This is a genomic window from Desulfosarcina cetonica JCM 12296, assembly GCF_001311845.1.
Taxonomy (GTDB): domain Bacteria; phylum Desulfobacterota; class Desulfobacteria; order Desulfobacterales; family Desulfosarcinaceae; genus Desulfosarcina; species Desulfosarcina cetonica.
In genome coordinates, this window is record NZ_BBCC01000183.1 from 1 (window position 1) to 12,159 (window position 12,159).

Sequence of the window (12,159 nt, forward strand, 5' to 3'; positions counted from 1 at the left end):
CGCCGGATTTGGGGTCGTCTACAAGGCGCCGCCACCGGTGCATATCGGGAATATGTGCCGATGGCGGCAACGTGGTAGCCGGGCACAAAGACAAGCAGGATGGAAGAAATATTGATTTCCGGCAACCTAAGAATCGTGGGAAGAAAAGGATCCGACCATGGAACCCAAGACGGTAAATTCTGAGCCAAACCACCGGGACGATCCGTATCCGGACAAAGCCGCTTTTTTTGATGCCCAGGTTGAGGCCGATTGGGCCATGCAGGCGTACGGCACGGCCGAAGCGGAGAAGCTCGAACGACTGCTCACCGTTACCGGCCCGCTCACCGGATTGCGTCTGCTGGAACCCGGCTGCGGAACGGGACGGCTTACGGAAGTACTGGCTGAAGGCGTCGGTTTCCATGGCCGGGTGGTGGCCATGGATATCAGTCCGGGCATGGTCGCCGCGGCCCGCAGCCGGCTGTTTCGTTTTGCCAACGTGGATCTCAGGCTGGGCGCCGTCGAGGCGCTATCCGATCGACTGGGAATATTCGATCTGGTGATCTGCCATCAGGTGTTTCCTCATTTTGCCGATCGGGTCGGGGCCCTTGAAATTCTCGCCCGCATGCTGAAACCCGGTGGTCGGCTGGTCATTTCGCATTTCATCCCCCTTGCCGAGATCAACGATGTACACCGCAAGGCCGGAACGGCCGTGGCCAATGACCTGATGCCGCCTGGGGAAACGATGCGGCGATGGTGCGGCGCGTATGGATTGGCCGTCGAGCATTGGCACGATGACGCGCTAGGCTATCTGCTGGCCGCAACGTTGAAATGGCCCTGAACAAAAATCAAAACACGATTGATACAAAAAGAGAAGTTCACCAACGACCCCGATTTAAAAAATTCTATTGACACAAATGGAGAAGTGCGATATAGGACGGTCCCAACAAACTGCATGGAACAGTGCAGAACCGTTCGTGAAAACAGATCATCCTTTTTCTATCCGACGATGCCATGAAGGCTGTGATCTCCGCTTGATCGGAGTGGCCCTTGTGGCTTTTTTTGTTGAGGCGACATCCTCAACAACCATCCCGGCCCTCCCGTGACGATCCTTTTCTGAAGGAAAGATAAACCGTTTTATCTCCATCTATCACACCCTGCTGTGAGTTGATTCATTGCGCCCATAAGTTGCTGCGTTCTGACAGTATCTCAAGAGAGGACGACTGTTGCGTCTATCTGCCCGAAACTTTTGGCCGAAACTTTTGGAGAAAGAGGAGGAGAGGAAGAAGAGATGAAAACTTGCATCATGCACGGGAAAAGAATTGGATTGCTTCTGACGATGTTATTCATCTTGATACCCAGTGGGGGGTGGGCCGAAGAGGCCAAACCGGTCACCAAGCTCGACGAAATCGTGGTGACCGGCACGCGTACCGCCCATGCGATCAAGGATGCACCGGTGGAGACCACCCTGATTACCCGTGAGGATATCGAGAAGAGCAATGCCCAGACCGTAACCGACATCGTTAAAACCATTCCCGGCATGTCCGTGTCGGGCAACGACGACATTTTCGGGGGCTCCTCTTCCCGTGCCCGGCTGCGGGGTCTTAGTTTCAACAACGGCTATGGCCTGATCCTCATCGACGGTCAGCGGATGCATGGCAGCAGCCAAAGCGGCGCGCACGGGGAGTACGCCGTGGGATTGAACCAGATTCCCGTTTCCATGATCGAGCGGATCGAAGTGATCAAGGGGCCCTCCTCGGTGCTGTACGGCAGTGACGCCATGGCCGGCGTGATCAACATCATCACCCGCAAGATTCCCCAAAAAGCCACCATGGGCGCCGGCGTGAAATACGGCTGGTACAAGGTCTCGAAGAGCATCAACTATTATACCGATGCGGAGGTTACCCCTTCGGATTATGGGAAATACCGCAACACCCGCAACGCCTATGCCTATGCCGGCAACAAAATCAACGACCGCATGGGGTTTTTGTTCGATTATGACCATGAGGACTCCGAAGGTACCAGCAATGATCCCTATGACAATAACCGCGACTCCGCCATGGGTAAATTCGACGTTGTTTTCAGTGATATGGTAAGCGCCTGGGTCAAAGGGGAGATCAGCGAATTTGAAAGAACGACGTCCTATGTCACCTCGGAAGACAGCTACCGTATCGCCGCCGGCCTGGATTTCGATTTCTCGGAAAACCAAAAGCTCATGTTCAAGGGCTACCACTACCGTGACGAGTTTTCCACCTCCAGCCGGGATGGCGAAATCGGTTTTGACCAGGGCGAGTTCCAGTATACCTGGGATACGGGGGTCAGCCATGTACTCACCCTGGGAAGTGAATTTCAGCGTCAGACCATCGACTACTACATGAACAACACCGCGACCGTCAACGGCGTGACCGTGAGAACCCGGACCACCGTTAAAGAGGACGTGGATACCTTCAGCGTATACCTGCAGGATGAGTGGACCCTGTTCAACAAACTGGTGCTGGTTCCCGGCCTCCGTTGGGACCATCACTCCACCTTCGGCAATTCCTTCAATCCCAAATTGAACGTGATGTATCATCTGCTGGAAAACACCTCCCTGCGCGCCTCGGTGGGCAAGTCCTTCAAATCCCCGACCATCCGCCAGTTGTATTACGATGTGCCCTATTGGCACTCCCCGTTCTGGGTCGCGTCCAACCCGGACCTGGAGCCGGAAGAGTCCATCGGCTACTCGGCGGGTATCGAGCAGTGGTTTTTGAACAACAAGGGGATGGTCAACCTTACCTTTTATCGCAACGAAATAAGTGACATGGTGGTCACGGATACCACCGGTCAGACCTACGAGGGCGCTCCCCTTTACATTTATGAAAACGTGGATGAGGCCACGGTCCAGGGTGTGGAGCTCACGGCGCAGTTTTACCCCACCGAAAGCTTTTCCCTCGCGGCCGGCTACGCCTTCACCGATTCGGAAGACGAATCCACGGGCAATGACCTGACCTACACCCCCGACCATTCGTTCAGCATATCCCCGGCCTACGAATACATCCCCTGGGGACTGGGCGTCAGCGGAACACTGTCATACGTGTCCGACCAGTACACGGATACCGACAACACGCGTGTCCAGGAAGCTCATGTGCTTGTGGACGGCAAGATATTCAAACGCTTAACCAAAATGGCCAAAATCACGCTGGAAGTGGACAACATTTTCGACTCCGACCATGGAGACGATCGCTACACCCGCACCGGTAGGACCTTCACGCTCGGTATGGACATGGATTTCTAAACAAACAAGGAGACAATAAATCATGAAAACACGTCGCAATCACATCTGGATGATCGTCCTGGCTGCTTGGCAATCTGTATCTTCGCCACCCCTCAGGTTCAGGCGCACTTTCCCTGGCTTCTTTTGGAGGACGGTGCCATCGCACCGGGCAGCTCTTTAAAATGGGTGATTGGCTATGGGCACAGATTTCCCCTGTCCGGTTTCATGAAAGGGGATGAGTTGGAAGAAGTGCTTATCATTGGCCCCGGCGGTACCGAGAAAATGGACGCCAAGGACCTTGCCGGAATTGAACTTTCATCTCCCAGCACATTGACAAAAGAGGGTGGCTATATTATCGCGGCAAAACGGAAGAGCGGCTTTGTTACCAAAACCACCGAAGGTATAAACACCAGCCGAAAAAGGGATTGAAAAACGTGCTCGCCTCCTTTTTGTCCCATTCATACATGAAGGCCATCGCCAATGTCGGCGATGCCGGCGGCAAGGTGGATGCCGTTGTGGGCCATGACCTGGAAATCGTGCCCCTGGCCAATCCGGCGGACCTGCGTCCCGGCGATTACCTGCCCATCAAGGTGCTGTTCAAGGGCAAGCCCTTCAAGACCGATTTCCTGGCGACTTACGGTGGATTCTCCACGGAGAATGGCGTTTTTGCCTACGCGGCCAGCACGGACAAGGACGGCATGGGAAAAGTCCGTATTCTCGCCCCCGGGGCATGGCTCATCAAGGTAAGCCATAAATTGCCCTATTCCGACCCGGAAATGTGTGACACGGAAAGTTTCCTTGCAGATTGCACCTTTGAAATCCAATAGGGAAGCAAATCACAAACCTGACGGGCGGCCGGACCGGCCGCCCATGCGGATCTTGAAACGGCTGGCACGCCCCCTGGTGGCGCCGGCCGTTTTTCTCCTTTTGGCCCTTGCCGCCACCTGGCCGCTGGCGATGTCGCCGGCCAGCCGTTTGCCCATGGGGATGGAATCCGCCGCCACGGTTCCCTTGTTCAACGTGTGGACCGTGTGGTGGAACGCGGACCGCGCCGCCGCCGGGTATGGCGACTACTGGGATGCGCCCATATTTCATCCCCAAAAGGGCGCTTTTTCCTTTTCGGAACCCATGCCCCTCAGTGTCGTTGCCGCACCTGTCATTTGGATCACCGGCAGCCGCATCCTGGCCTACAATGTTTTGCTGATCCTGAGCCTGTGGTTTAACGGCTGGGCCACCCATTGCCTGCTGCGCCGGCTTCATCTTTACCGGCCGGTTCCCTGGATCGGCGGGGCCATGGTGACACTGCTGCCCCTGATCCATTCCTGGCTGGGGGTGCTGCAACTGGTTCCGGTCTTCGGCATCCTCTGGACGGTGGCGGCGCTTTACCGGTTCAGTCTCCGGCCCGCCCCGATGGGCGGGATACGGATCGGCGTGGCATTGGCCGTCACCTTTCTCATGTGTGCCTATTACGGCCTGTTTCTGGTGCTGCCGTTGACGCTTTCCGCGGGCTGGCTGCTGGGCCGTCGCATGCGCCGATGGCGCATGTGGTCAGCCCTTTTGCCCGGCATGCTGGTGGGCGTGTTGATCTGCCTGCCCTTTGCAAAAATTCAGACGCGGACAGCAAGCGATAGCCGGCCGCCCCACACGCAGCGATACCTGGCGCAATTCTCGGCCATGGTCCCGGACTATCTCGTTTCGCCATGGCCCCACGGGGTCGGAGTGTTGGAGACTGCCGATACGGCGGCTTACGCCGGTTACAGACTTTGTCCGGGCTATCTTAAATGGGGCTGTCGCTGTCGGCCTGGTGTTCGGCCTGATGTCGCGCCGCCGGCGGCGGTGGACGCTCTTTTGTCTATCCATGCTGTCAACGGCCTTCGCCCTGTCCCTGGGGCCGTGGCTGCGCGTTGCCGGCTGGCAGCCCTACATGTTCCTGGTCGCGCATCTGCCCGGCTTCGGCCAGGCCCGCAACGTCTTTCGGTTCGCCGTTCTGGTGCACCTGATGGTGGTGCTGCTGGCCATGCTGGGCCTGCACGGGGCGTTGGCTGCCGTCCGCCGGCACATTCACCTTAAAGGGTTGCGCCGTCTGGCCATCGCCGCGACCGTCTTCGTCGGCGTGATGGCGGTGATGGAGATCCGGCCGCTGCGCAGGCCCTTTACCCGGTGCCGGATGATGCCTTAAACCGGAGCTGGGTCGACTGGTTGGCGACCCATACGCCCGTCGACAGCGTTATCGTTTGTATTCCCTTTCCCTTCAGGCCCGACGTGGCCGGCTACCAACAGGAAACCGAATGGATGTACTGGCAGACCTTTCATGGGCGCAAAATGGTCAATGGCTACTCCGGCTATTTTCCAGGCGCCTTTCTCGATTTGAAACTGTCCATGGCCGAATTCCCCGCGCCTGAATCGATCCATCGCCTGCGCGGGTTGGGGGTGGATTACTGTGTCGTCAAACGCGATTCCATATTCGCCGAACCCACATGGCGTCTGGCGGCACGCGATTGCCTACTGGAACCGGCGTTCCATGATGATGCGGCGCAGATGGACATCTACCGCCTGATGGCCATGGGCGCCAACCCACCTTAATGGTGATGCTGCGGGCAGGGATGCCTGAGGAATTAACAAAAAATCTTGACTTCTGATTTCTCTGCAAGTATTGCCATCCGATGACGCACAGCTGAAGCTGTCGCTTTTTCGATTCGGTCCATCAAAGCATACAACCAAAGCCTACAATTAAGATATCCGCCGCTTTGTTGCCAACAGATCGGTGAACCCAAACCACGAAGGTTTCGATTCCCCCAGGGGAAGACGGACGCGTGGTTTTTGTTTTTGCATCGCCTGAAACAACCCCCCGCAAACGTCAATTCGGCCACGGATCGCTATTCGTCAAATTGAGTACGGCTTGCCCATGGATGGAAACGGGAAAAGGAGACGTCGGGATGAAAAAATGGAGGTATGGTTGTGGTTGTGGGTACTGATGCTGTTGGCCGGACCAAGGATGGCTTGGGCCGAAACGTACAGCAGTACTGAATCCGGGGATTTCATCCGGCTGGATCCCATCACCGTCATGGCGACCAAAACGCCCAAAGCACCGCTGGATTCACCGGCAAGTGTCTCGGTGATCACAACGGATGAGATCGATGCCTTCAATTCGGCCCATCCGTTCAAGGCGTTATCCCTGACCGAAGGCATCTGGCCGCGGCAGTACCGGGGCGGGCTGGCGGACTATTGGGCACGGCCGGTGATCCGTGGTCACCGGGCGCTGGTGATGGTGGACGGCGTCAACTGGTACGACTACGGGTATTACTCCGACACGGCGGCGATCCCCATGCCGGATGTGGCGCGGATCGACGTGGTTCGCGGGCCGTTTTCGGCCCTTTACGGCACCCTCGCCCAAACCGGTGTGATCAACTATATTACGAAGATTCCCGATACATTGACGATCGACGCCTCGGCCTCCTTCGGCGACTGGAATACCCGCTATTACAGCTTCCGCATCGGCGACCGGCCCTTTGGGCGGGTTGCGGAAGGCGACAGCCCGTCCGGAATCGCAAAGGCCTTGGGCGACCGTTTTTTCTACTCGGCCAGCTTCAAGTCACGTACCACGGACGGGTATGTGACCACGCCGTCCTACCAAACATTTAGCCGGCCGGCGACCGGAACGCTTGATCCGGACACGCCGGTGGTGACCGGCTGGACGAAGAATATCGATCCGCAGACCGGCAAAACGCGCTATTTGATCGGTGACCAGGGCGACAACTGGTACGAGGATTACGGCCTGTTCGTGAAAACCGGTTATGATTTCAGCGAGGATACCCGGCTGTGGTACAGCTTCAACATGAGCAAGTTCGAGTACGGTTGGGAGGATGGCAAGAGCTACCTCAAGAACAGTTCCGGTACCACCCTTTACGACGGCGATGTCTATCTCCAGGATGGAAACGACACCTACGGCCTTACCCTGAAAGACTCGCTTTTCGCTTCGGATCCAACCGAGAAGAAATCCTTTGTACATACCCTCAGTTTCAACCATTCGGTCCCCGACGCGGTGGATATCGTTGGACTGCTGGCGTATTACGACAAGGAGACCGATAATCATCTCATCAGCAGCAGCCGCTACAAGGAGGAGAGCAATTCCCTGACCCAGGCTGACCTGTCCGCCACCTTGCATGCCATGGATGACCGGTGCCTGGTGACCGTCGGCGTGCAGGGCGTTCGCGAAGAGGCCACGGTTACCGATGATCGCCTTTCCGACGCCTATGACGAGGACAGCCGCACATCGACCTACGAGGAAACCTCCGGTAAAAACCTCACCCTGGGTACGTTCCTCCAGGTGGAGTACACGCCCATCAAGGTTTTGACCCTTTACGCCGGCGGCCGGTACGACCACTGGTGGGGAACGGACGCGGATTACGCCAACGAGGATGGCACCCGCCTGGAATATGACGACGTGGATGACGGTCAGTTCAGCCCCAAACTATCCCTGGTCTACCGCCTGATGGAAAACGGCATTATCCGGGCCTCCTATGGGAAATCCTTCGAGGCACCCTCACTCTACTACCGGACGGCGAACTATTATCGTGTGGATTCCGGAGGCGACATAACCATCGGCATGGCCAACCCGGACCTGGGGCCCACGACCAATACGTCATGGGAAGTGGGAACGGAATGGGAGCTCTGGGAGAAGCAACTGCGACTGAAGGCCACCTATTTCGAGAACGATTTCGAGGATATGATTTATAATAAAACACGGTCGTACTATCTGGATGATGGCACCCAGGTGACCGAGAAACAACGCATCAACGCTGACGAAGCCGAGGTCAACGGCATCGAAATCTCGATTGAAGCGCTTTTGCCCTATAACATGAAAGCCGGCCTGTTCTACACCCATCACTGGTCCGAGTATACAAGCCTGGAAGATGAATCCGAAGAGGGCTGGGAAGTGGATGAGGTGCCCACGGACATGTTGAGCGCCTGGATCGGCTATTTCGGCCGCTATGTGGATGCAAGCATCAGCTATCGTTATTGTGACAGCCGCTACGACGACGACTACGACAAATACGCGAGCGACTCATACAAAAACGACGACGAATACAACCTGGTGGATGCCAAGATCACCGTTCGTCCTCAGAAAAACGTCTCTCTTTCCCTCTCCGTCGAGAACCTTTTCGACGAGAAGTACTATGAGTATTACCGGGCGGCGGGGCGCTTCTATCTGGGAACGCTCAGTGTGCATTTCTAATCGTCGACAATCTTACCTCCCCCCCGGTCCGGTTGCGGCATATCGGGATTCCTGAACCGCCGCAGCCGGATCGATTTATAGCGCTTACTGCAGACTGGGACAAATGAACAAAATAAAGACATCCATAAGAAACTACTGGGACTGGCGCAGTTCGAGCTATGGCGTCGATGCGGACAAATCCGCGGCCATCGCCGATCAATGGCAAATCATCGTTCACCAGATGGTCAAGGGGGCGCCGGGCAAGCGCGCTCTGGATATCGGTACCGGCACCGGGCAGTTGGCCGTTTATCTGGCGCGCGCCGGATTCGACGTTACCGCCATCGATATCTCGGCGGCGATGATTGCCGAGGCCCGGAAGCATGCGGCCGATCAGCGGCTGCAAATCGAATTTTCAACCGGCGATGCCGAAGCCCTGGATTTTGCCGACCGAACCTTTGATGTGATTGTTTCACGCAATCTTCTCTGGACCCTTCCCCGGCCGCACCAGGCTTTGATGGAGTGGCGCCGGGTGCTGAAACCGGGCGGTCGTCTGATGCTTTCCGACGGCTATTGGATGAACACCACCTGGAAACGCGTCCACCGCCTGTTTTTCAAAATGGTCAAATCCAGGGGGCGTAACGGCGGCCGGGTTTCGCTGCATTTTTTCCGTGCCTATGCGGGCCTTCAAAAAAGATTGCCCCTGTACGAGGGGGTCAGTCTCGATACGGCCGTAGACCTTTTGCAGACGGCCCGTTTTCAGGCCGTGACCCCTTACGATACCGACCGCTTGAGCGTCCACCCCTATGGGGCGACGGCCGTGAAAAATGGCTTCCCACCGTTTTTTATCGCCTCGGCGACGCGTTGAGTTCGTGGTGCGCCTTACCCGGGTAGAGAAAACCGGATGGAAAGCATGGGTTCTGTTCGTGTGGGTGGGAATCGGGGTGATACTGACCGCCTTTCCTGCACGGACCGTCGCCGGCACGGGTGAGCTGGCGATTGCCACGCCGTTCGGGCCTTCCGTCGCGGTTCCGGATCCGGCCAGGGGCTCCAACGGGTGGTACACCAGTGAAGCCGGGGTAACGCAGACCCTTTTCGTGCTCGATCTCGACATGGGCCTGAAACCGTGGCTGGCGAAATCGGTCCGCCCCATCGATCCCCTGACCTGGGAGATCGAACTCAACGCCCCGGTTCTCTTTCATGACCGCACATCCATGGACGCCGCTGCCGTCAAATGGTCGATCATGCGTTTGATCGACGACAAGAGCGCCGTGTTCAACAAGCGGGTCCAGCAGATGCTCGATATCGATACCCTCACGGTGGTCGACGACCGGACCCTGCGGTTCAAGACCCATCGGCCCAACGCCGCGTTTTTAAGCGCGCTGGCCTCTCCGGACACGGCGATTCTGAGTCCGCACGGCGATGCCGATCATATTCAGGGCACCGGTCCGTTCGTCCTGCAACGGGTCGTCCCCAAGGAAGAGATGATCATGTCCCGGTTTTCCGGCTACTGGGGGGCGCCTGCCCGGCTCGAACGGGTCCATCTCAAGATCATCCAGAATCCCGCCACCCGCATGCTGGCCTTTGAAGCCGGGCAGGTGGACGTGGCCGCCAGTTTTCCGGAGAGCGATGCCAGGCGAATCATGGCCCGCGAGCATGTCAACATCGTTTCCCATCCCTCCAACCGGTTGTGTTTCTTTTTCGTCAGGGTGAATGACGGCCCTTTGGCCGACGGGCGCATCCGCCGGGCGATCAACTATGCCATCGATCGCCGGCAGATCGTGGAGACCGTGCTGGCCGGCATCGGGGGAACGCCCGCCGGCTCGATTTTTCCGCGAGTCCTGCCCTGGAGCGATCCGGACCTGATACCCTGTCCCCATGATCCGGCCAAGGCCGCGCAGTTGTTGGAAGAAGCCGGCGCCCGGGACACCGACGGCGACGGGGTGGTCGAAATCAACGGCCGGCCGCTCTCCCTGAACATGTGGACCTACGATTCGCGACCGTCGCTGAAGCCGACGCTGGAGCTGGTGCAGGCGCAACTGGCCGCCTGCGGAATCGCCAGCCGGCTCAAGATCACGCGCCGGGCCTCGCCGATCAACCTGGCCATGCAGCGGGGCGACGTGCATCTCAACCTGCAGATGTGGAACACGGCTCCCCAAGGCGATCCCGACTTCTTCATCACCAGCATTTTTACCCGCGGCGCCGGTTCCAATGTGATGGGCTACGCCAGCCGCGAGCTGGACGACTTGGCCCAAAAGGGCAAGACCACCATGGACGTGAAGGCGCGTAAAGCCATTTACGACCGTATCCAGCAAATCATTTTTGATGAGCTTCCGGTGATCGTGCTTTTCCACAAATCCATGGTTTCCGCGGTATATGACTATGTGGAGAACTACCGTATTCATCCGGCGGAGAAGTATATCGTCACCCCGGAACTGGGGCGGCGCTAGGGTGCCTGCCCGGTCTTCATCGATCTTTCCGGCAGCCGCGCCGATTCTGCGGGTGGACGGCCTGACGGTCGGCTTCGGCGGGACCGCCGGCACCCAGGACGTCCTGCGGGATATCCACCTGACGTTGCGGCCGGGCGAAATTCTCGGCCTGGTGGGCGAATCGGGTTCGGGTAAAAGCCTTCTGGCGCGGTCGCTGGTGCGCTTGGAGTCGCCGGCCAGGATCGGCGCGGGGTCCATTTTGCTGGACGGAAACGAGCTGTGCACCCGGACCCAGCGGGAGATGGAAGACTTGCGCGGCCGGGCAATCACCCTGGTGCTGCAGCACCCGGAACGGGCCATGGATCCGGTTTTCAAAATGCAAAGCCAGTTCCTGGAAGTCTGGACCTCGGGGCAGGACAATGCACGGCGGCCGCGCAAGCGATTTTTTCCGATTATCCAAGACATGCTCCGGTCCGTGGGGATCGCCGACGCCCGCCGGCGCTGCCGCCAGTATCCGCATCAATGGAGCCGCGGCATGCTGCAGCGCGCCCAATTGGTGATGGCCTTTTCCACCTCGCCGGCCGTGCTGATCCTCGATGAGGTCACCTCCGCGCTGGACCCGACGGTCTGTCTGCAGACCCTGGATGCCATCACCCGTTTGAAAAAGACCCGCCGCACCGGCGTGATCCTGATCACCCACGATCTCTTCGTCGCCGCCGAGATCTGTGATCGGGTGGCGGTGATGCACCAAGGCCGTATCGTGGAGACGGGCGCCGTAGACGATATCTTCGATCGTCCGGCCCATGCCTACACCCGGCGGCTGGTTTCCAGTACCGCCGGGCCTGGGGGCCCGACTGGGGTGGGGCGTTCATGACCCCCATGCCCTTCTTACGCATCCGCGACCTCTCGGTTCGCTTTGCCGACCGTGAGGCGGGTATTTTCCGCCGCCGTTTCATTCAGGCGATCCATGGCCTCGACCTTGATATCCATGCCGATGATACCTTCTGCCTGTTGGGAGAGAGCGGATCGGGAAAAACCACCCTGGCCAGTGCGATTCTCGGCCTGCATCCCTTTCACCGGGGACGGATCACCTATAACGGGCCGACCATCAACGGATCGACCATCAAGCAGAGCAACGATACGGCCCACAAATCCCTGCGTGCCGACTGCCAGATGGTCTTCCAATCCCCGGCGGCATCGCTCAACCCGCACCTGACGCTGCAGCAATCCATTGAAGAGCCCTTGGCGCAAGGCTGTGGCAAACCGGACGGCGGGAAGCGGTCCGGGCC

At 58.2% G+C, this 12,159-nt stretch carries 12 protein-coding genes; all 12 read left to right on the top strand.

Annotated features, from left to right (window positions below; all coding sequences use genetic code 11):
• The first annotated feature begins 157 nt into the window (after nucleotides 1-157).
• Nucleotides 158-817 carry a class I SAM-dependent methyltransferase gene (locus tag JCM12296_RS27375; RefSeq protein ID WP_054699789.1) on the top strand — a complete coding sequence of 220 codons (660 nt, stop codon included), beginning with the start codon at nucleotides 158-160 and terminating at the stop codon, nucleotides 815-817.
• Nucleotides 818-1,267: 450 nt separating this feature from the next.
• Nucleotides 1,268-3,250: a TonB-dependent receptor plug domain-containing protein gene (locus tag JCM12296_RS27380; protein ID WP_054699790.1), complete on the top strand. Its 1,983-nt coding sequence runs from the start codon at nucleotides 1,268-1,270 to the stop codon at nucleotides 3,248-3,250.
• A 66-nt stretch (nucleotides 3,251-3,316) separates the two neighbouring features.
• Nucleotides 3,317-3,658, top strand: coding sequence for a DUF4198 domain-containing protein (locus tag JCM12296_RS48240; protein ID WP_054699791.1), 342 nt, complete (start codon nucleotides 3,317-3,319; stop codon nucleotides 3,656-3,658).
• 5 nt (nucleotides 3,659-3,663) lie between these two features.
• Nucleotides 3,664-4,056, top strand: coding sequence for a DUF4198 domain-containing protein (locus JCM12296_RS48245; RefSeq protein WP_281492174.1), 393 nt, complete (start codon nucleotides 3,664-3,666; stop codon nucleotides 4,054-4,056).
• A 43-nt stretch (nucleotides 4,057-4,099) separates the two neighbouring features.
• The gene (locus tag JCM12296_RS27395) at nucleotides 4,100-5,299 is read left to right on the top strand and encodes a hypothetical protein (protein WP_157067939.1); all 1,200 of its coding nucleotides are present in this window, start codon (nucleotides 4,100-4,102) and stop codon (nucleotides 5,297-5,299) included.
• The gene (locus tag JCM12296_RS39010) at nucleotides 5,229-5,408 is read left to right on the top strand and encodes a hypothetical protein (protein ID WP_157067940.1); all 180 of its coding nucleotides are present in this window, start codon (nucleotides 5,229-5,231) and stop codon (nucleotides 5,406-5,408) included. The genes JCM12296_RS27395 and JCM12296_RS39010 overlap by 71 nt, the downstream gene beginning before the upstream one ends.
• Nucleotides 5,409-5,428: 20 nt before the next feature.
• Nucleotides 5,429-5,812 carry a hypothetical protein gene (locus tag JCM12296_RS27400; RefSeq protein ID WP_157067941.1) on the top strand — a complete coding sequence of 128 codons (384 nt, stop codon included), beginning with the start codon at nucleotides 5,429-5,431 and terminating at the stop codon, nucleotides 5,810-5,812.
• A gap of 361 nt (nucleotides 5,813-6,173) precedes the next feature.
• Complete coding sequence (locus tag JCM12296_RS27405) at nucleotides 6,174-8,465, top strand: TonB-dependent receptor (RefSeq protein WP_054699799.1); 2,292 nt, start codon at nucleotides 6,174-6,176, stop codon at nucleotides 8,463-8,465.
• Nucleotides 8,466-8,568: 103 nt separating this feature from the next.
• Nucleotides 8,569-9,309, top strand: a complete 741-nt coding sequence (locus JCM12296_RS27410; RefSeq protein WP_054699801.1) for a class I SAM-dependent methyltransferase — start codon at nucleotides 8,569-8,571, stop codon at nucleotides 9,307-9,309.
• A gap of 4 nt (nucleotides 9,310-9,313) precedes the next feature.
• Entirely contained in the window at nucleotides 9,314-10,891 is a 1,578-nt protein-coding gene (locus JCM12296_RS27415; protein ID WP_246804957.1) for an ABC transporter substrate-binding protein, read from the top strand.
• A gap of 1 nt (nucleotide 10,892) precedes the next feature.
• Nucleotides 10,893-11,744, top strand: a complete 852-nt coding sequence (locus JCM12296_RS27420) for an ABC transporter ATP-binding protein (RefSeq protein ID WP_054699803.1) — start codon at nucleotides 10,893-10,895, stop codon at nucleotides 11,742-11,744.
• Nucleotides 11,741-12,159, top strand: a 419-nt coding sequence (locus JCM12296_RS27425; RefSeq protein WP_157067942.1) for an ATP-binding cassette domain-containing protein, incomplete at its 3' end; no start/stop codon positions are given. The genes JCM12296_RS27420 and JCM12296_RS27425, both read left to right, overlap by 4 nt.